At 46.6% G+C, this 19,493-nt stretch carries 16 protein-coding genes and 1 tRNA gene; 6 read left to right on the top strand and 11 right to left on the bottom strand.

What is annotated here, in order from left to right; all coding sequences use genetic code 11:
- Nucleotides 1–6 precede the first annotated feature (6 nt).
- Complete coding sequence (locus ABIE50_RS08570) at nt 7–3,123, bottom strand: SusC/RagA family TonB-linked outer membrane protein (protein ID WP_209864592.1); 3,117 nt, start codon at nt 3,121–3,123, stop codon at nt 7–9.
- Nucleotides 3,124–3,243: 120 nt separating this feature from the next.
- Nucleotides 3,244–4,443, bottom strand: a complete 1,200-nt coding sequence (locus ABIE50_RS08565; RefSeq protein ID WP_209864594.1) for an ROK family protein — start codon at nt 4,441–4,443, stop codon at nt 3,244–3,246.
- Between the two features lie 452 nt (nt 4,444–4,895).
- On the opposite strand from ABIE50_RS08565, the gene ABIE50_RS08560 reads away from it, so the two are divergent.
- Nucleotides 4,896–5,093, top strand: coding sequence for a KTSC domain-containing protein (locus tag ABIE50_RS08560; protein ID WP_209864599.1), 198 nt, complete (start codon nt 4,896–4,898; stop codon nt 5,091–5,093).
- Nucleotides 5,094–5,222: 129 nt separating this feature from the next.
- Here ABIE50_RS08560 and ABIE50_RS08555 read toward each other — a convergent pair whose 3' ends face one another.
- The 6 genes from ABIE50_RS08555 to ABIE50_RS08530 all read right to left on the bottom strand — a co-directional run bounded on the left by ABIE50_RS08555 (nt 5,223) and on the right by ABIE50_RS08530 (nt 14,585).
- Complete coding sequence (locus ABIE50_RS08555; RefSeq protein WP_354027930.1) at nt 5,223–6,359, bottom strand: redoxin domain-containing protein; 1,137 nt, start codon at nt 6,357–6,359, stop codon at nt 5,223–5,225.
- 18 nt (nt 6,360–6,377) lie between these two features.
- Nucleotides 6,378–7,892, bottom strand: coding sequence for a RagB/SusD family nutrient uptake outer membrane protein (locus tag ABIE50_RS08550; RefSeq protein ID WP_209864602.1), 1,515 nt, complete (start codon nt 7,890–7,892; stop codon nt 6,378–6,380).
- Nucleotides 7,893–7,909: 17 nt separating this feature from the next.
- Nucleotides 7,910–11,371 carry a SusC/RagA family TonB-linked outer membrane protein gene (locus ABIE50_RS08545; protein WP_209864605.1) on the bottom strand — a complete coding sequence of 1,154 codons (3,462 nt, stop codon included), beginning with the start codon at nt 11,369–11,371 and terminating at the stop codon, nt 7,910–7,912.
- Nucleotides 11,372–11,707: 336 nt separating this feature from the next.
- Complete coding sequence (locus ABIE50_RS08540) at nt 11,708–12,895, bottom strand: FecR family protein (RefSeq protein WP_209864607.1); 1,188 nt, start codon at nt 12,893–12,895, stop codon at nt 11,708–11,710.
- Between the two features lie 88 nt (nt 12,896–12,983).
- Complete coding sequence (locus tag ABIE50_RS08535; protein ID WP_209864610.1) at nt 12,984–13,571, bottom strand: RNA polymerase sigma factor; 588 nt, start codon at nt 13,569–13,571, stop codon at nt 12,984–12,986.
- Between the two features lie 180 nt (nt 13,572–13,751).
- Nucleotides 13,752–14,585 carry a rhomboid family intramembrane serine protease gene (locus ABIE50_RS08530; protein WP_209864613.1) on the bottom strand — a complete coding sequence of 278 codons (834 nt, stop codon included), beginning with the start codon at nt 14,583–14,585 and terminating at the stop codon, nt 13,752–13,754.
- A gap of 175 nt (nt 14,586–14,760) precedes the next feature.
- On the opposite strand from ABIE50_RS08530, the gene ABIE50_RS08525 reads away from it, so the two are divergent.
- A tRNA-Asp gene (locus ABIE50_RS08525) sits at nt 14,761–14,834 on the top strand.
- Between the two features lie 187 nt (nt 14,835–15,021).
- Here ABIE50_RS08525 and ABIE50_RS08520 read toward each other — a convergent pair.
- Nucleotides 15,022–15,384, bottom strand: coding sequence for a winged helix-turn-helix transcriptional regulator (locus ABIE50_RS08520; RefSeq protein WP_209864616.1), 363 nt, complete (start codon nt 15,382–15,384; stop codon nt 15,022–15,024).
- Nucleotides 15,385–15,502: 118 nt separating this feature from the next.
- Here ABIE50_RS08520 and ABIE50_RS08515 point away from each other — a divergent pair, with 118 nt between their 5' ends.
- The gene (locus ABIE50_RS08515; protein WP_209864619.1) at nt 15,503–16,204 is read left to right on the top strand and encodes a DUF8817 family protein; all 702 of its coding nucleotides are present in this window, start codon (nt 15,503–15,505) and stop codon (nt 16,202–16,204) included.
- 43 nt (nt 16,205–16,247) lie between these two features.
- Here the strand turns inward: ABIE50_RS08515 and ABIE50_RS08510 are convergent, their stop codons facing one another.
- Nucleotides 16,248–16,607 carry a winged helix-turn-helix transcriptional regulator gene (locus tag ABIE50_RS08510; RefSeq protein WP_209864622.1) on the bottom strand — a complete coding sequence of 120 codons (360 nt, stop codon included), beginning with the start codon at nt 16,605–16,607 and terminating at the stop codon, nt 16,248–16,250.
- A gap of 159 nt (nt 16,608–16,766) precedes the next feature.
- Here ABIE50_RS08510 and ABIE50_RS08505 point away from each other — a divergent pair, with 159 nt between their 5' ends.
- On the top strand, nt 16,767–17,555 hold the full coding sequence (locus ABIE50_RS08505) for an SDR family oxidoreductase (protein ID WP_209864625.1): 789 nt from the start codon (nt 16,767–16,769) through the stop codon (nt 17,553–17,555).
- A gap of 49 nt (nt 17,556–17,604) precedes the next feature.
- Here the strand turns inward: ABIE50_RS08505 and ABIE50_RS08500 are convergent, their stop codons facing one another.
- Nucleotides 17,605–17,970, bottom strand: a complete 366-nt coding sequence (locus ABIE50_RS08500; RefSeq protein ID WP_209864628.1) for a winged helix-turn-helix transcriptional regulator — start codon at nt 17,968–17,970, stop codon at nt 17,605–17,607.
- 126 nt (nt 17,971–18,096) lie between these two features.
- On the opposite strand from ABIE50_RS08500, the gene ABIE50_RS08495 reads away from it, so the two are divergent.
- The gene (locus ABIE50_RS08495) at nt 18,097–18,735 is read left to right on the top strand and encodes a DUF2306 domain-containing protein (protein ID WP_142683558.1); all 639 of its coding nucleotides are present in this window, start codon (nt 18,097–18,099) and stop codon (nt 18,733–18,735) included.
- A gap of 60 nt (nt 18,736–18,795) precedes the next feature.
- Entirely contained in the window at nt 18,796–19,377 is a 582-nt protein-coding gene (locus tag ABIE50_RS08490; RefSeq protein ID WP_209864630.1) for an RNA polymerase sigma factor, read from the top strand.
- The last annotated feature ends 116 nt before the right edge of the window (nt 19,378–19,493 follow it).

The following is a 19,493-nucleotide window of genomic DNA, read 5'->3' as shown; positions in this document are numbered from 1 at the left end:
TAAAAATTAAAAACTAAGGCTCAGGTTCACCAGGAAAGTGCGGGTGGTTGGAGGAGCACCGTTTTCAAAACCAGTGGCATTTGTACCTACCGCAAATACAGATTCCGGGTCCAGGCCGCGCATGTGACTGGAAATCATCCATACGTTATTGCAGGATACACCTACCTTAGCTGACTGGATAGGTGTTCTGCCCAGTAATTTTTTTGACAGGTTATAGCTCAGCTGGATGTTCCTCAAACGGATATTGGAGGCGTCATAAATATTGAGCTCAGAAACACCGAGGTTACCCACATTGCTGTTTACCGCTTCCCAGTATTGCTGGGTGGTAATGGATTTGGTATTGTCAGTATATCCGCCGCTGCCATTTGACACTACGCCTGCAATCACCATGTCATTTCTCTGGCCACCCGGCGCTGTTACTTCCGCGGTTCCGCTTCTCTGCATCATTGCCTGGGTTACAGAGAACATGTCGCCACCAAAACGGGCATCAATCAGGAAGGCCAGGGTAAAGTTTTTGTAACCAAAGCTGTTGGTGATACCAAGTAATGCTTTTGATTGCTGGTTACCCAAACGCACATTCTGTTCACCGCGCTGAGGGCGTCCTTCAGCAGTAAGCAGCAGCTGTCCGTAATGCTCGCTTTTTTCATCTGTTACACGAAGGAATTTGCTACCATAAATTTCTCCATACAGCTGGCCTGTAACTGCTACGATAGATACATCATCAAAGCCGCCCAGCTGGTACCTGTTCACATTATCAGCAGCAGATATTTCAATCACTTTATTCCGGTTCATAGACAGGTTACCGGAAATATTCCAGAGAAAACCTTTGTCCAGGATTCTGGCATCTGCCATGATCTCGAATCCGCTGTTCTGGATATTACCGGCATTGATCTTTCTTTTTTCATAACCACTGGCAGGGTCCATTGGCAGATCGATCAGCTGGCGGGTAGCATTGGATTTATAATAACTGAAGTCGATACCAAACCTGTTGTCCACAAAGCGAAGCTCAGCGCCTATTTCATGGGATTTGATCAGCTCACTGCGCACGTTTGCATCGAAAAGGGTAGTTTTCCTGGAAGCAATCGGGCGACCGTTCGGATCCCTGTCGATGGTATAGGTATTCAGTAACTGGTAAGGAGAAAGACTATTACCTACCTCTGCATAGGAAGCGCGAAGCTTACCATAGCTAAGCCATTTGGGCAGGCTCTTAAACTGTTCTGTGAAAACATAAGAGAAGCTCACTGAAGGATAGAAGAAAGAGCGGTTGGCAGGGCTGAGCGTTGAAGACCAGTCGTTACGCATGGTTCCATCGAGGAACAGGTAACCATCCCAGTTTACGCCTACCGTACCATATACTGAATTAATGCGCTGTTCTGTTATTTCATCTGTGATACCGGGATTACCTTCAGAGTTTTTAATGCTGAACAGGTCCGGTACCAGCAGGGAAGCTGCGTTGTTGCTCAGCCTGGAAGAATGCTGTTGCATCAGGTTACCGCCTACGCTTACAGATCCGCCAAAGCGGCTGAACAGGTTATCTTTTTTAGCCGAGATCAGGGTGCTGTAGTTCAGTTCAGAGAAGGTGAATTTACCCACACTATAGCTGCCATTGGTAGAAAGCGGGCTGCCGGAATATGTTTTGGCTTCAGTGTTGGTAGTATAAATATCCGCACCCGCTTTTACTTCCGCATTTAACCAGTCGGTGAACTCGTACTTAATGCTTCCGTTCATGATAAAGCGGTTACGTGTATCTTCATTCTGGCTGTAACGGCTTGCCCAGTATGGGTTCACCTGGTTACCCGTACCATACCAGCGCATTTTACCAAGGTCATTCAACGGATCTTTAAACTGGGTGATATCCATAGTGCCCGGCATGGTATACAACAGGGAAGAATAGTTCCTGCTGTTTACACCGCTTGTAGGCCTGTTCCGGGCATCGGTATTGGAATACTGTACTTTAAAATCGGTAGATAAACGTTCAGATGTGCCGTATTTGGTAGTAGCCCTTGCCATGAGGTTTACCCTGGAAAGTTTTGTACCCGGAATCATGCTGTTATCGTTCATGTAGTTGAGGGAAGTATATACAGATGTTTTATCCAGCTGTTGTTGGAACGAAATATTCTCATTGTGATTTACTCCTGTTTTATAAAAATTGCCGATGTTATTAAAGTAGCGGAGTTTTTCTGTTTTCCCGTTCCAGTTGGTAACATCCTGGCCTGTAATTTTTGGTCCCCAGCTGGTAGTACCAATCGGATCATAGTCGCCAACAGATCCCTGGCCAAAACTTTTCTGCATATCAGGATTAGTGAAAACGCTTTCAAAACCCAGGGTGGATGATACGTTGATACCCATACCGGTTGACTTACGACCTGTTTTTGTAGTAACCAGGATTGCACCGTTACCGGCACGGCTGCCATACAATGCAGCTGCTGAAGGGCCTTTTAATACGGAGATGCTGGCGATGTCGTTTGCATTCAGATCAGCAAGACCGTTACCCATATCCAGTGACGGGTTCCAGAAATCGTTATTGCCATCTGTTACGCCTACGAAGTTATCGACAGGGATACCATCCACTACAATCAATGGCTGGTTGTTTCCTGTGAGGGAGTTGTTTCCGCGCAGGTTAATTTTGGAAGAACCTGCAGGGCCGGTGCTGGAGCGGATTACCTGTAAACCCGCTATCACACCGGTAAGGGCGTTGGTAAGATTTGGTTCATGCGCATCCACCAGTGTAGCGCTTTTTACTTCCTGCACCGCATATCCGACAGATTTTTTCTGACGGGTGATGCCCAATGCAGTAACTACCACTTCATTTAACCCTTTGGAAGCATCTTCCAGTACCAGGTTAAAATTAAGGGATGTACCTACCGGTACTTCTTTGGTTGTAAAACCGATGCTGGAAATAACCAATGTTGCACCAGGGCCTACCTGGAGTTTGAATGCGCCTTTTTCATTGGTTGTAGCGCCATTGGTTGTACCTTTTTCAATGACTGTTGCATAGATAACGGGAGCGCCGGAAGCGTCTTTCAGGGTACCTGATACCCATTTTTTTTCCTGTGCGTAAACGCTTTGACAGCACACCGCTACTAAACATGTTAGCAGCAGAAAGCCTAGCCACCTTTTCATTACTGTGAATTTAGATGTGGATAAATAATCAAGGCATAGTTCCTCTGACAGCATGGGGAAGTCCTCATGCAGCAGGTAGTTACTGCCTCATTTTTGGATTGATATTACAAGTGAACGTGTTTAATACTCTATTTTACTAAGCTGGCCTTTATCGAGGTGTTCCATAACAAGTGCTGCCGCTCCAAGTCTTTCCGCCGCATACCCCAGAGGCGATATCATAATCTCTATATTTTCTGCAATTTTTGGTATACAATGCTCATTTAATGCATGCTGTACAGGTGCCAGCCATAATTTTCCGGCCAATGTTCCTCTCCCGCTTAAGATGATCAGGTTTGGATTTAACAAGTGAATAAGTATAGCGATGCCGCGCCCGATATGATAACCCGCCTGTGATAATAATTCCACTGCGTACTTATCTCCCTTTACCGCTGCATCCATTATTTTTCTAAACGTGTCGTCGCGGTTGTCCATCGACAAATTTTTCATAACGGTGGTTCTGCCTTCACTGATCCCGGCCACTGCTTTTTCTGCAATCACCGACAAAGATGTTTCTGTTTCCAGGCATCCCATTTTTCCACAACTGCAGATCTTATTATTGGTAAAAAGCGGGATGTGTGAGAACTCCCCTGCGAACCCGTTTTCTCCCCTGAAAAGATCTCCGTTCAGCACCATTCCCAAACCAATGCCCCAGCCTATATTAATGACCAGTGCATTTTGCCGGTTACGTGCTGCACCCAGTTTCCACTCCGCCAGCGCAATGAGGCTGGAGTCGTTGTCAATGATCACCGGCACGCCGGTAAGCGCCTCCAGGTATTCGTTGATACTGCCGTAGTGCCTGTCGAAAAAAGAATAGTTGATACCTTTTGTTACATCTACAAAACCCGGCATTCCAATACCAATGCCCGCAAACTTTTCCACCGGGATACCTGAAGCATCCATAAACGTTTTCAGCTCCTGTCCCAGTTGTGCGATCGCATCCGGATGCGCGGATAAATCCAGTGATACCAGGCGTTCCTCTCCCACTACCCGGTTCTGCATATCCAATATACTGATACTGGTCACAAACTGGTCCATTGCTACAGATAGAATATACAGGTAATCCGGTTTCACAGAGTACATCTGCGGACGGCGCCCGCCTGTAGAAACAGCATAGCCCGATTCCAGCACCAGGCCACTTTTCACTAGCTCATTCAAGGCTTTGGTGGTATGCGGAAGACTTCTGCCGGTAAGCAGCGTGAGATCAGCACAAGACAACTCCCTGTTGAAGTAAAGGTGCTTTAATAACGTTTTTTTGAATGTTTCCTGGCGATCGGTCACCATTTAGATGATTGTTTGCTACAGTTTAAATCTACATCAATTTGGTACAAGTGAACAACATTAGAGTAAAATGCTGATTCAAGATAGGCAAACTTCCTTAAATCTTACAAGAACTTTTATGAAAATTTTAATTAGTTGGACATAATTATCCAAAAACTACAAGAACTCATTAAATAAATGTTAATTTTATATCAGTTTAAAGCAAAATAAATCCAGCTGCCTTCAAACAACAAACGTTTGCATCAATGCGAGGCCAGCGGGTAAATCATTGCTTATTTTCCATGAAAGCGGTTAAACATCAGTTGAACAGGCACCTGTAACATTCCATGGAGCGAAACCTGAGTGGCCGGCACAGCAGCACAAGGTGGTAACAACCAAAGATATTCCCGGTTTGGAGGGCCGTAAAATGCGGCCTGATCAGTGGCTCACGGTATGATAATTGATCCGGCGCAGGTATGCCCTCTTCCGTGGTAGCCCATATGATTTATGACGCTGAGAAGCGGACGCTCCGGATCATATTTGTATCGGGGATGGTATATGATTATAAAGATGTACCCGAAAGCATATACCTGGCAATGAAGTCGTCAGGCTCAAAGGGCATCTATCTTAACAAACATATCAAAGGGCATTACGACTTCGAAAAAATCAAATAAAAACAGCGTGTTATAAAAAAACAAATGGTCCCGGAATTATTTATCCGGACGCCCGGAAGGAGATAACGCCCAACAAAAAGAGTGTATCCTGTTTGGATACACCCTTTTACAAACAACAGAGGATGACAGTTAGTGTGGCAGTATTTCCGCCAGTTTTTTGTCCAGCTCTTCCCCCCGCAAATTCTTCGCTATAATTTTCCCGTTGGGATCCAGCAGGAAATTCTGTGGTACTGCCCGCACGCTGTATAATTTCGCTACCTCGTTCTCCCAGAACTTCAGGTCTGATACATGCGTCCACGTGAGCTGATCGGTATGGATGGCCTTGAGCCAGGCATCATGCCCATTGGCCTGATCCAGCGATACGCCCAGGATGGTAAAAGACTGGTCTTTATACTTGTTAAAGGCCGCCACCACATGCGGGTTTTCCGCACGGCACGGACCACACCAGCTTGCCCAGAAATCCACCAGTACATACTTACCCCTGAAATCAGTAAGATTCACCGGCTTGCCCAGTGTATCATTTTGTGTGAACACAGGAGCAGTAGCGCCGATAGCAGTTTGCTTCCAGCCATTGATCAGCGCCGCCATCTCCTTCCCTTTCGTGCTTTCTTTTACGGAAGCAGAGAGTGTATTAAACAGTGTTTCCAGTTCCGCAGGATTTTCAGGAATTGAGCCGGCGCTACTCTGCAGGGCATCGATGCTTACCAGTGATTTTGGATTTTCTTTGATGAATGCCTGGTAAATCTTTTTCTCTTCTTCACGGATGGCTTTACCTTTTTCATCGTAGGATTTTTTGAATTCAGGCGATTTCCGGGTTTCGTTGCTGGCAGCAATATAATCTTCCGTCAGCTGATCCCGCTGTGCTGTGGTCTGTTTCAGCTTCGCCTGCAGGCGCTGCTGATCGTCGTTCAAACGGGAACCTTTTACGGTGGCGTTATACACGGAGTCTTTACCGCTGAGAACAATAGTGCCTTTTTCAAGATATACGGCCAGCATATCCGATTTGTACGACATCATATTGGTGGGTGGCCCGTGACGCAGTACCAGTGTGGCTTTCACAGGATCACCCACTTTGCCTTTAAATTCAAACACGCCTTGCTGTAACGCAGCGGAATCCCTTATGGTAGTTCCGTTGGCCCTATAGGTCAGGAATAATTTGTCGGGTGCATTCAGGGTCCCTATTTTTCCTTTCAGTACATATGCTCCATCCTGGGCCATAAGGGCAGCAGGGAATAAAGCCAGCATTGATACTAAGATGTGCTTCATGTGATATTGATTTATGATTTAAAATGGTCTTCCATCCAGCGGTATATTCCATTGCGGGTTAAACTTCAATACCACGTTGGAGATGGTTAAAATAAAATCTTTTGAATCCACCGTTCCCTCGTGTATTTCTGTTCCTATCCGGTGTTGTATCTTCTGTTTGCTCCAGGGTTTACCGGTTTCAAGGCAAAGCCTTTTCAGATCCAGGAAACGCTTGAACGATCCAAGCGGCAGCTCCCTTCTTCTTTCCTCCAGCACCTGGCTGATCACTTCATCCTGAGAGCCTGCAGACAGCGCAGGGGTACCTGTTTTATAACGGTAACGGCGCAACGTATTCAGATCGGCGATGGCGGCAGACAACTGGTTGGTACGGGCGTATCCTTCCGCGCGCATAAGCAGCAGTTCCGGGTAAGTGAAGCCTGCAGTCATGTTTGTTTTAGAACCGCGGTAATACTGGATCCGGTTGCCATCGTCATAAACAACATTATTATAAGTGGTTTTATAACCGGGTGCAGTTAAAAAGAAATATTTGAACCGCAGGTCATTGGCCTGGTCATACAGTGCAATCACTTCATCGGAAGGATAGCTGGAAGAAGACCGCCCTGCGCCTGCATCAAGGTTCCGGTAGAACAGGTTCTCCCGGCTGTTGGCTGCATTCAGGAAATTATCCGGTCCTTTAATAGTGCTGTTGATCAGGTTGGAAGTATCCGTCCATGAAAAGCTGTTATAGTCGTAGATGAGTTTGTCGGTTCCCCCTTTGCTGGCAGCGGTCCATGCAAGATTGGCGTAATACACTACACTGTCGTACTTCTGTGTAAACAAATGATAGTAGGCCAGCAAAGCCTGGGCTGCCGCTTTATTCGGGCGTGATGGCCAGTTGGTTACTTCCGGCACATCCGGCAGGGCGGTGAGCACGTCGCCGGCCACCTGGGCAAAAGCCTGCTGCTGGGTGGACAGATCCGGCAACGGAGCGCCCATATCAGCGCTGGTGACATATGGGATCGTTTTTGTATCGTTGGGTGTACCGGGCTTATACACAGGCCCATATACCAGCGTGGTGATAAAATATGACCATGCCCTGTTTACCAACGCCTGCGCTACCACGGCTTTTGCATATTGCTGGTTTTCTGCGCTGAGATTGGGAATGGCCCGTACCCCATCTATCACGTTGTTGAAATAAGCCATGGACCGGTAGGTGCCCCAGTCCCAGAAATAATCCGATGTAGCCGGGTTCTTGTAAGGCTGCCTGAAAACATAGGCCCAGTACCGGTCGATGTTAGGATGGTTGTTTGCCTTATAACTGATATTTCCTATTCCCTCGGAAAGCGACAGGTTATCTGTCAAATAGCCAAGATTACAACCGGTATTGTTGTCGATAAACACCCACTGGGCAATATTACTGTTATCCAGCAGGTGATCAAAATCGGCCACCTCCGAAGGGATCAGTTTTCCTTTGGGTTTTACATCCAGGAATTTCTGGCAGGAACTGACGCTTCCTGTTATGATAATAACGAGTATGAGTATACGCTGTTTCATGATCGCCGTATTAATTGTTAAAGACTGAATGATAACCCTACATAGAATTCCGGTCGCAGCGACAGGGAAGAGAACCCTTGTTCTGTAAACGCGCCGGTACCGCCCGACAGGTTCAGCTCTGATGTTTCAGGATCGCGGTGGTCGCTGTTGGCGGTGATCATAAACAGGTTCCTTGTCTGGAAATAAATGCGCGTGCTGGTGAAACCAATACGTTTCAGCAGGCTGGGATTGATGTCGTATGTTAAGGTCACATCGCGCAGCTTCAGGTAATTCGCACTTTCTATGAGTATATCGGAATAAGGGAAATAAAACATATCCATATTCCAGCTGCTGAGTTTCGGGTAAATGGTATGGGCTTCATCACCCGGTTGCTTCCATCTTTCCGAGACATGTTTATTAAGAATATTAGATCCGCTGAAAGCATCTCTCCTTAACACATTCCCCATCTTTGCAATAAACATGAACGACAGGTCAAAGTTCTGCACGCGGAAGGAGTTGGTTAAGCTGATGGCATATTTAGGACGCAGGGTACCGCTATAGACCAGGTCGCTTACATCTACGTTACCACCGCCGCTTTTTTCTCCTTTAGTGGTATAGAACTGCGACACGCCGTTGTTATCCAGGCCGGCAAACCTGTAGCTGTACAGGGCATCCAGCGGATCGCCCGCTTTTTTGATGGCGCCGTTGGTGATACTGGAAGGATACTGGTAATTCACATTGTAAGTAACTACTGTATTATTATTGTAGCTGAAGTTGAGGAAGGCATTCCATACAAAATTGCGCTTACGCAATACATCCGCATTTACTGAAATTTCATATCCTTTGTTTTGCACTTCCCCGATATTCTTCACGAGTGAGCTGAAGCCCCTTGTAGGATCTATCGCATCGGATGCCAGCAGGTCGCTGCTGTTGCGCAGGTAATAATCTGCAGTTACATTGATCCTCCTGTTCAGCAGGGAAATGTCCACACCAAAGTTGGTGCTTTTTGTTTTTTCCCAACGCAGCGAGTTATTGGGTGGAGAAGAGATGCTGTAGGACACGTCTCCCGTATAATTGGAATAACTGCCGGGGGTAATGATCAGGAAAGGACCTGAGTTCAGGGAAATATTTCCATTGATACCGTAAGAGGCCCGCAGATCAAGCCGGTCGATGACCGGTATATTGAAGAATTTTTCCTGCGCCAGTTTATAGGTACCGCCGGCAGACCACAGCGGTTTATAGCGGTAGCGGGGATCGGTACCAAAGAAGTTGGTTTGATCCAGCCGTATACTTCCGCTGAGAATAAAGCGGTTGTTGTATTCATAGGAGCCATTGGCATACCAGGAAACAAAACGGTTGTCCTGGTAAGCATAGTTGCCTATACTGGCTGTGGGCCTGTTGGTACCCAGCATATCTGCATTATAGGAACCTGCATTGTAATCGGCATAATTAAAAGTAGAAAACGTACCTGCCTGATCGTTATACCCGAAGCGGGTTGGCAGGGTATTGTTATCGAACGTGTTCCGGCTGATCTCATTACCTGCAATAGCGCTTACGCGGTGTTTGCGGGCAATGGTACGGTTGAAATTAAGTTGTGTGCGGAACATGTAGCTCTGGTTGAAATTTCTTGCTTCATTCACCACGGCCCCATCGGGGATATAGTGTTTGGAACTGTTGGAGATGGAAGTATTATCGTCGTACCAGAGCCGCACACGGTAAGCCGTTTTATCGTACAGGGAACGGCTTTGTGCATCGCCGCGGCTCCAGGTACCTCCTGCTTCCACGTTCAAACCTTCCAGGAGCCTCACATTGATGCTGCCTCCCAGCCTGATCTGTAATGCTTTGGTACTGCCAGTTTCCAGTCCCAGGTCTTCCAAGGGATTATAGTAAAGTGGTTTCATACCTGTTAAGGCTGCATACCTGTCTTCCTTCTTCTGGTTTTTGGAAGGCACATTCTGCAGCTCTCCGGTAGCCGGGTCTACCAGCAGGTTATACGGCTGTATCAGCGAGGTGTTTGTGAATGCCAGCATATCCTGCCAGCCTCTTACCGGTGCAGAAGAAGTAGTATAGTTCACATTGGAGAACAGGCGGATATTCACGCCCTTACGTGGCTGCCAATCGTTTTTCACATCAAAGATGAGACGGTTATCTGAATTGCGGACCGTATTATTCTGGTTAGACACATACCTTACCGCAGCATTGAGCATACTTTTTTCGCTGCCGCCGGTCAGGGAAATATTGTGCTGCTGTGTGAACTGGTTCCTGAAATAATATTTCTCCATCTGCGCCAGCCCATCATTTTTCTTCAGGGCATCCAGTTCTGCTGTCACATCTTTTTCGCTCATCCATCCCTGAGATTTTGCGATCATCAGGTAGTTTACCCGGGAGGTGCTCTGGTAGTTGTTGTAGCTGGTAAGATAGCTGTTAGGGTCCTGGTTGTACAGCTCAATTTCCGCATCTATATAATCAGCAGAAGAGGCCCTGTTGAGGTTAGACAGATCCGGTTTTAGCGTGATACCTGTAGACCCTTTATATTCCACCTGCAGCGCGCCTTTCCTGCCCGAGCGGGTGGCAATTACGATCACGCCGTTAGAGGAACGGGCGCCGTAAATAGAGGCGGCTACCGCATCTTTCAGTACTGTGATCGATTCGATATTATCGATGTTGAGCGATTCCAGCCCTGCACTGGAAGGATAGCCGTCTATTACCAGTAAAGGCGCGCTGGCAGCGGTACCCAACAGGGTAGACACACCGCGTATTTCGAGGTTGCCTTCTTTGGTAAGCACCACGCCGGTGGCTTGTCCTTCCAGGGCCGATTTCACATCGGGTTTCAGTTTACTGCGAAGGCGGTACGGATCTATCACGGAGAAAGATCCAGTGGCCCTTTCGCGGGAAATGGTCTGGTAACCGGTATTTACCACATCAATGGCGGTGAGCTTATTATTGGATGGTTTCAGCTGTATGCTGATAACTCCGCTTTTTCCTACTATGAGCTCCTGTTTTTCATAACCCACATAGGAGAATGATAATACCGCGTTTTCATCTTTTACTACCACGGTATATTCTCCGTTGTTATTGGTTTGTGTGCCTTTGGAAGTACCTTTTACCACTACGGAAACACCGGGCAGCGGAACGCCGTTTTCATCGGTAATACGGCCGGTAATAACTATTTGTGCCGGCGCCACCGGCAATTCCGGCATGCGCGGAATGATGCGGGTAACGGTAATGGTTTTGTCTTCAATGGCATATTCCAGGTTCTGCCCCATCAGCGAGGCGCGCAACAGTTCCTGGATGGTAACATTTTTTACGTCCAGCGTAACAGGGTGGGTAGTTTGCAGTGCATCATAATTATAAAAAAAGATGTACCCCGTTTGCCGGTTGATGGTACTGAAGACCGTTGATAACGGTGTGTTTCTGACAGTCAGGCTAACCCGTTGCGCCGTGCTTTTGGCGCTCACCTGCAACATGCCTGCCATTAGTAAAAGAGCAGATAACCTCATGATCTTCCAAATTTTGGTTGGCAGATTATTTTTTTTCATTGAGCCGGCAGATACCGGCATGTAAGATCTGCATTGGTGGTGATGCGTTCCGGAAGTGTTGATATACTGATGATCAGGCCTGCGGGCAGGGGAACACGATCCCTCCTCCCTGTTTTGGAACAAAGCAGTTAAAATCATACATTTGATTTCGGTGATAAAAATGAGTTTACACGAATAATTTATTGCCGCTAACCAGTGATGTTTGCCCATCACTGGTTTTTTTAATGGCGCTGGTTTTAGCTGATTATTTTTAATTCAATAGCTGGTCAGATTTAAGTGTTAAAAAATATGGCTTACTTACGATCGTAATACGGTTATTTTTCTTCCTTCTATTTTAAATAATACTCCATTTTTTTCCAGGAGCCTGAGAATGGCCGACAGTGGCAGGCTGCGCTGCATCCCTCCCCCAAAGCGTATTTCAGGCGGTGCGCCTTCATACACCACTTCTATATCGTACCAACGTACCAGCTGACGCATGACGGTAGTGATATCTGCACGGTCGAAGATAAAAAAGCCGTTCTTCCAGGCTACCGCTTCCTGCACATCTGTATCTGAAACCGTGATGCTGTTATTGCCCGTAATACGGGCCTGTTGCCCGGGCAGCAGTTTTTTTACCGTGCCATTGCGGCCTACGTTCACAGCGCCTTCCAGGAGAGTAACGGCCATGGACTGTTCATTGGCATAGGCCATGATATTAAAATGTGTGCCCAACACAGTAATATCGGCGCCGTTGGCCTTTACCAGGAAAGGTTTTCCGGGCAAAGCAGCCACTTCAAAATAGCCCTCCCCTGTGAGCTCCACGGTTCTGTTGCTGCCCGTGAACGCCGTAGGGAAGTGCAGGGAGCTGGCGGCATTGAGCCATACCCGTGTGCCATCCGGCAGGGTAAGCTGGTACTGGCCTCCCCGGGGAGTGCTTAATGTATTATAGGTAACAACGGCGTTATTGCCGGCGGCATAATATTGTACCTGACCGTTCCGGGTTTTGATAATGCGGGTGTTGCCCTGCTGACCGAGGGTACCATTCAGGGCTTCATCCAGCGCAATGCGGGAGCCATCTGCCAGGGTGAGCATGGCTTTATTTCCTCCCGGGGCAATATCGTTTTTATAGCGCTGGGCCAGTGCGGGCACCGGCTTCACAGTGGCTGCAGGGCGTAACAGGAAGTACAACCCTGCTGCGAGCAACAGGCCGGCTACAAGGGCCGCGGCCCACCAGAAGCGCTGAATAGTTTTCACCGGCGCTACAGTTTCCACGAAAGGAGTGGTAAGATCTGTCCCGGTAATACTTTGCAGCAAAGCGTTACGGGCATCCATGTCCACTGGCTCCGTGCCGGCAGGCGCCTGCCACATCAGGTCTGTGAGCGCGGCCATGAGTATTTCCATGTTACCGTCGTCTTCCAGCAATGTGTACAGTTCTTCCTGCTCTGCGGGGGTTTCATTACCTGAAAGCCGCTGCTGTAATAAATATATGGCCCTTTGCTCCTGCATGCATAAAAAGAAAACCGGGATTTAAACGGTTCCCCGATATTAAGAATAAGCCGACGGCATAAAGGACCTATCTGCCTAAAAATATTTTTTACTTACAGATAAAAATCAGGTAAACAAGGGGAATAGCATGCCCGTTGCGACGCAGGTGCTCCCTTATGGCTTTCAGGGAAAACACCAATGCATTTTTCACTGAGCTGGGCGACAGATCCAGTTCAGTAGCTATTTCCGGTATTTTCATACCCTGGTTGCGGCTCATCTGGTAAATGCGCCGGCGCTGCGGCGATAATGACATCACCGCCTCTTCAATGATAGCATGCAACTCCTTTAATGTGAGCCGCCGGGTGGCGGTATCGGTTTCGGTTTCTGCTGTAGCTACCGTACCCCGCAGCCGGTATTCAGTGGCTTCCTTTTTCAGGTAGGTATAACATTCGTTGGCCGCTACCTTATAAAGCCAGGCCCTGGGATGATCAATATCAGTGAGCTTGTCACGGCTGAGCCATACCCGGAGGAAAGTAGCCTGGATCACTTCTTTGGCGCTCTCGGGCGATTTCACCATTTTCCGTATAAATGGCTCCAGTGTTATCAGGGAAGTATTGAAGAGGATACCAAATGCTGCTTCATCGCCCTCTGAAATGCGCTGAAACAGTGATTTGTCAATATAGGTACTATCGTGCATTATCGTTGCAGAATACGCTGATGGTTGATGATAAGGTTGGTGGTATCGCTGCTAAAGTAATGAAAATTGGCACATAGGTAAAGTAAAATAATGAACAGCAATCTAAACGCCGGCAGGTATAAAACCATCGGCGCCCGGTTATCCGGTAAGGACAAAGGCCGGCGTCATTTATCAGCTTATCTACCGGGAATACTGTTCCAGTTTTTCCTTTTCTGTTTTGGTTAAACTGTTGATGCCTTTGTTATGGATTTTGTCGAGGATAGCATCCAGCTCTTTCTGCCGGTTGGCTTTTTCCGCGTTATACAGGTCGTCTATATCTCTCGCTATATGATGCTGGTTATAGTAAAAGTTGTCTACCAGGAGCAGGTGGGGCTTATGGATAATTACATACATAAAAAATATGCAGGGCAGCGTAAGCGCAATAATAACGGCCATGTTTTGCAGGATAGCTTCCGGTGTGATCAATAACCCGATAAACATCCCTGCCATGGCGCCCCCGAGGTGGGCATCGTGCCCTATATTATCGCGGCGCGACTTAATACCATAAATCGAATATAATACATACCCGATGCCATACAGCCATCCGGGCACGGGGAACAATCCGAAAAAGCTCACTATCATACCAGGGTACAGGGCAATAGCAGCAAAAATAATCCCGCAAACAGCTCCTGAGGCGCCTACTGCGCTGTAATCGCTTTCGCGGCGATGAATGTAAAGAGAAAGCAGGTTCCCACCTATAAGGCTTCCGGTGTAAATAGCTGTGTAGGCAACCGGCCCTGTATGTGCATCCAGCATTATGCTGAACAAGAACAGGGAAATCATATTGAATATAAGGTGTTTCCAGCTCACATGCAGGAAGCCGGAAGTGATCAGACGCCGGTATTCCCTGTATAGCAGGATCCTTTCCACTTCAAACTCATACTTATTGAAAAAGGTGCGGCTTTTAAATCCTTTCCAGGATATAAGCACATTAAGGAATATGATAGCCAGGGTGATGATACCGGTATAGCTCATTTTATTGACGGGTCGTTTTCAAACACCGTTGCAATATGGGAAATACTTTAAATATATCAAAATCGGGATTGTTTGCAGTTTTCTTCAAAAAAATTTGGTTGTTTGAAAATATTGTTGCTACATTTGCACTCCCCAAAGGGGGATATAGATCGGCTGAAAGGCCCGTCTGTATTAAGGATCGGTAGTTCAGTTGGTTAGAATGCCGCCCTGTCACGGCGGAGGTCGCGGGTTCGAGTCCCGTCCGGTCCGCAAAGCCACTCACAATGAGTGGCTTTTTTATTTAAACCCGCTTGAAATTAACACTGCATGCTCCTCGTCTGCTATGATTTTCTTAACCCGACAATAGCCTGATCTTAAATCTGTTTTACATCACCTTTAGCTTTTCTGAAAGTATTTATCCGACGGAGGTACTAAAAACATCTTACCTTATCAGCCCTTACTCAGATTTTACCTTTTCAATATTCTCGTCTTCCAAGATCATCAATAATTCTCCATACTTTTTCAAGGCTTCGATTAAAGGAAAAGCATCCCTTGCACGTTGGGTCAATGCATATTCCACCCGCGGAGGTTTCTCCCTGAAAACTTTCCTGCTGATCATTTGTTTGCTTTCCATTTCCCTTAACTGCGTATGCAGCATCTTGTCAGTTATCCGTGGAATCCTCTCTTTCAGGTCTCCGTATCTCACCGGACCGTCCTTCAGGCATAGTAAAATAGGTATTTTCCAGGTGCCTCCAATATGGGAGAAAGCAAATTCCACCGGACTGTAATAAAGTTTTTTATCGTGTATAAAATCCTGCATAAATCAAATTTATCTATTATAATCCAATGGAAAGCCGCCAAAGCTTTACTGTGAAAAAAGTATGTAAAGCCATAAAGTTCTTTTGTGCCTGTATTTTTGAGGCTTAATCTAAAATGCAATGAAAGACAGCGCATGGGCTACTATACCCGTTTTGAAATATGTTGCTGTAGATGCAACACTCACCTTCTGGGAAACATTGGGCTTTAAAATCACTTACAGACAGGACAGGCCTTATAAGTATGCTGTTACTGAAAGGGATGGTTGCCAGCTACATTTCTATTACAACAAAGGTGTGGATATTTCAACTCCAGGTAATGGCTGCCTGATCATCGTAGATGATATTCAAAGTGTTTACCGGGAATTTTCCAGTCGCCTTAAAAAGAAGCTTGGAAGAGTGCCTTCATCAGGTTTACCGAGGATTTCGGGCATAAAACCTTTGCAGACACGTTTCACTGTAACAGATCCTTCAGGCAATGCGGTTATACTCATACAGCGGGGAGGTAAAGATGAAGCGGAGTATGAAAGTACAGACCAGAAGGGCCTAACTGATCTTGGAAAGACTATTGCACTTGCAGTAAGACTGAGGGATTTTAAAGAAGATTACGTAGCTGCGACCAGGGCACTTGACAATGCTTTAAAAAAACCAGGAATTGAAACCGGGAATGATCTGTATGCAGAAGCGCTGATCATACGGGCTGAACTTGCGAAACTGTTAAATGATCCAAACAAAGAAGCCGAATGTTATAAATTGCTGGCTGATCTGAACGTATCTGCTGACAAAATTCACGGGTTAAAATCAAAACATAAATACTCCGGGTGATTATAGTCTATTGGAACAGCTATTGCAATGCTGCGTGAAAATATCAGCGGGATTGTATGACATTGCGCTTATGTTTGGTTATAGCATCCTGCATCTGTGCTCCCCATTCGGTCATAGCCATCAAAACAGGGATAACGGTCTTGCCGATTTCACTCAGCTCATATTCTACGCGCGGTGGCTTTTCGTTATAGCTGTGCCGGATAATCAGTCCATCTTCTTCCAATTCCTTTAGCTGCTCAGTTAATATTTTGTGGGATATATCCGGTATTTGTACTCCCAACTTGCCGAAACGGACAGCTCCATTTACAAGCCTGCCTAGGATTATCGGTTTCCACTTGCCCCCGATATAGGTCATTGTATGAACGATTGGGCAGGTGGAGGTATGTTCTTTAAACTTCTTCATTGGTTACATGAATGTTACCACTTATTGGCTTTAGTTACCTGGATGTTACCGCCAATTTGTGTGGTCAATATGAATGTTAGCATCCCTTATAGTTACTTTATGGAACTAAAGTAAATAGATTATTTCAAAAACGAGCAATACGCTACTAAAACAAATAGTATGAAAAGAGAACAAACAGCCGATGGTGTATTAAACGGTAAAATTGCGCTTGTAACCGGTGGAACAAAGGGAATTGGCAAAGCCGTAGTTAACAGATTGCAGCAAGCAGGAGCAACAGTTATTGTTACGGCCCGAAACAAACCGGAGACTATCTATCCGTTTATTGCAGCAGACTTATCCCGCCCGGAAGATGTTAACAAAGTAGCAACTGTTATTCGTGAGCAATTCGGACGAATAGACATTCTGATTAACAACATGGGAGCAAACACCTATCCGGGAGGAGGATTTAACACGTTGACAGATGAGCACTGGGATCAAGCCCTGCAGGTTAATCTGCTTTCTTCCGTCCGGCTAGACAGGGCCCTGCTGCCATTAATGCTGGAGCAAAAGACAGGAGTGATCATTCATATATCCTCTACCAGTAGCCAGTTTCCTATCTGGGAATCTACAATGGCCTACAGCGCTGCAAAATCGGCATTAAACACCTATAGCAAGGCGCTGGCTACAGAGGTAGCAGATAAAGGCGTTAGAGTACTTACGGTATCTCCGGGTTTAAACAAAACTGAGGCGATGACTGCCTTCCTGGAAGACTACGCGAATAAGGCAAATATCACTGTAGAAGAAATGTCCGGTAAACTTTTTGAAAGAGTTGGGGGCGTGCCGATAGGAAGAATGGCAGAACCGGAAGAAACAGCGGAATTTATTTACTTCCTTGTGTCGCCGGCTGCGTCCTATTTAACAGGAACGAATCTGATTATCGATGGTGGGAATTTCCCTGTTGTTAAATAGAAAACCAGGTCGGTGGCAGGATAAACCCGATGTTTTGTGAGAAGGCTCCTCACACCTCCGCATTTTCCAGCTCCCGTTGCCGGTCTTTAATGAATCCGGAATGGGTGAGCCCCCAACGATCCATCTGCTCAAGGATGGGCAGTATACTTTCGCCAAGCGGTGTAAGGCGGTATTCAGTACGCTTGGGGAAACTTTCTTCAGCGCATTTCTCAATAGCGCCAAAGAACAGCAGTTCAGCCAATTGCATTTCGATCACGCGGGCCGAAGCATCGGTAATATAACGCCCAATATCGGCCGGGCGGTTAATGCCCCTGTTGATGGCATCCAGGATACAGCATTTCCATTTGCCGCCAAACACTTTAGAAGCTACGCGGATACCACAGTCAAGGTCTTCTTCTATCTTTTTGGTGTACATCGCATATAGGTTTCGGTAAAATTAAGCATTCCTTTCTAAGGAATGATGATGGTGCTTACCGAATTTTTTTTCGGTTATTGTATGGTTGCAGGGCGGGTAAGACATTTGTATAAAATAAGACTACAGATGAACAACAAGAGCAAAGCGGCATTCAGGCCTTCCTCCACCGACATGGTTCCTTTACTGATCTGGATCGCCGTCATTTTTATGACCTGGCTGTTTATGCATGGCGCCGACCGCTTCCTGGAACTGACACCGGAAGCCCTTGGCAAATATTTCGAATTACGCTGGGTGCTGATCGCGCATATTACGGCAGGCGGCGGAGCGCTTATTACCGGTATTATCCAGTTCTGGCCAAAGCTGCGCAACTACAGCTGGAAACTGCATCGCTTTATTGGTTTTGTATACCTGCTGGCGATCCTGGTGAGCAGCAGCTGTGCCCTGGTACTGGCCTTTACTACAGCCTATAAGGTGAACTGGGCCAATGCCTTTACGCTCCAGGTATGGGCAACCGTATGGATCAGCGCTACTTTCATGGCTTATTATACCGCGGTTAAAAAGAAATTCCAGCTGCACCGGGAATGGATGACGCGCAGTTATATCGTTACTGTGGCTTTCCTCATTTCGGGCTTCGCCTATAAGATCCCTTATGTGCAGCAGTTGGGCAGCTATGAAGAAATATCTACGCCTTTGTTCTGGATGGGATGGGCGGTGCCGCTTTATGTATATGAGCTCCTTCGCAGCAGGAAGGGCCTGGCGAAATAGCCGGCTCCAGGTATGCACCATCAGGAAATGTTTGCTACTTTCGCGGGAAGGCTGTCCCACATGAATGCATACCTACAGGATAACAACCAACTTTTTCAATTAATTTCCGAAGGCGATGAAACGGCTTTCAGACAGCTTTTTCACATATATGCTCCCCACCTGAGGGCAATGGCATTCCGCATTATTCAAAATGAATCTGTCACCGAAGATATTATCCAGGAAACATTTCTCAGGCTGTGGATTAGCCGCGACAAACTGAAAGAAATAAAACAACCCCGTTTCTGGTTATACCGTATCGCGCTCTATCAGTGCTTTACCTATCTGCGTAAACAGGCAGTGCATCATAAGGCCATAGCCAATCTTCCGGCCGAAGCGGTATTTAGCCCCGAAGAGGATATGACCTATGCCTTTATGAGAGAACAGGTAGGCATTGCCGTACAGCAATTACCCCCACAGGCCAAACGGATATACCTGCTAAGCCGGGAACAGGGACTGAAGATACCCGAAATAGCAGCAAAGCTCTCCCTTTCGCCCAATACTGTAAAGAATTCCCTTGTTCGGTCCCTGCATTCCATCCGCGAACACCTGGAGCAGTTGGGCATGCTCTTTCCTGCAGTTATTCTGTGGTTATTGAAATTATAAAAATATTTTTCCCTCCCATAGGTCCTAAATGAAAACTTGCGCGTCTTTTTATATAGGAGGGATATTTCACGTTTGAAGAACACACCAAAATCATCCCGTTTAAAAACTGTAAACCA

The sequence above is a fragment of the Chitinophaga sp. OAE865 genome, from assembly GCF_040546735.1.
Classification (GTDB): Bacteria; Bacteroidota; Bacteroidia; order Chitinophagales; family Chitinophagaceae; genus Chitinophaga; species Chitinophaga polysaccharea_A.
Note: the sequence above shows the minus strand (reverse complement) of the source record. Positions and strands in the feature narration are given on the sequence as shown.

Bases quoted from the DNA above. Each gene is read 5' to 3' on its own strand.
- ABIE50_RS08545 (WP_209864605.1), bottom strand. From the start codon at position 11,371: ATGAGGTTATCTGCTCTTTTACTAATGGCAGGCATGTTGCAGGTGAGC.
- ABIE50_RS08535 (WP_209864610.1), bottom strand. From the start codon at position 13,571: ATGCACGATAGTACCTATATTGACAAATCACTGTTTCAGCGCATTTCA.
- ABIE50_RS08570 (WP_209864592.1), bottom strand. From the start codon at position 3,123: ATGAAAAGGTGGCTAGGCTTTCTGCTGCTAACATGTTTAGTAGCGGTG.
- ABIE50_RS08550 (WP_209864602.1), bottom strand. From the start codon at position 7,892: ATGAAACAGCGTATACTCATACTCGTTATTATCATAACAGGAAGCGTC.
- ABIE50_RS08495 (WP_142683558.1), top strand. From the start codon at position 18,097: ATGAACAACAAGAGCAAAGCGGCATTCAGGCCTTCCTCCACCGACATG.
- ABIE50_RS08530 (WP_209864613.1), bottom strand. From the start codon at position 14,585: ATGAGCTATACCGGTATCATCACCCTGGCTATCATATTCCTTAATGTG.
- ABIE50_RS08540 (WP_209864607.1), bottom strand. From the start codon at position 12,895: ATGCAGGAGCAAAGGGCCATATATTTATTACAGCAGCGGCTTTCAGGT.
- ABIE50_RS08505 (WP_209864625.1), top strand. From the start codon at position 16,767: ATGAAAAGAGAACAAACAGCCGATGGTGTATTAAACGGTAAAATTGCG.
- ABIE50_RS08490 (WP_209864630.1), top strand. From the start codon at position 18,796: ATGAATGCATACCTACAGGATAACAACCAACTTTTTCAATTAATTTCC.
- ABIE50_RS08510 (WP_209864622.1), bottom strand. From the start codon at position 16,607: ATGAAGAAGTTTAAAGAACATACCTCCACCTGCCCAATCGTTCATACA.
- ABIE50_RS08555 (WP_354027930.1), bottom strand. From the start codon at position 6,359: ATGAAGCACATCTTAGTATCAATGCTGGCTTTATTCCCTGCTGCCCTT.
- ABIE50_RS08520 (WP_209864616.1), bottom strand. From the start codon at position 15,384: ATGCAGGATTTTATACACGATAAAAAACTTTATTACAGTCCGGTGGAA.
- ABIE50_RS08515 (WP_209864619.1), top strand. From the start codon at position 15,503: ATGAAAGACAGCGCATGGGCTACTATACCCGTTTTGAAATATGTTGCT.
- ABIE50_RS08565 (WP_209864594.1), bottom strand. From the start codon at position 4,443: ATGGTGACCGATCGCCAGGAAACATTCAAAAAAACGTTATTAAAGCAC.
- ABIE50_RS08500 (WP_209864628.1), bottom strand. From the start codon at position 17,970: ATGTACACCAAAAAGATAGAAGAAGACCTTGACTGTGGTATCCGCGTA.
- ABIE50_RS08560 (WP_209864599.1), top strand. From the start codon at position 4,896: ATGCCCTCTTCCGTGGTAGCCCATATGATTTATGACGCTGAGAAGCGG.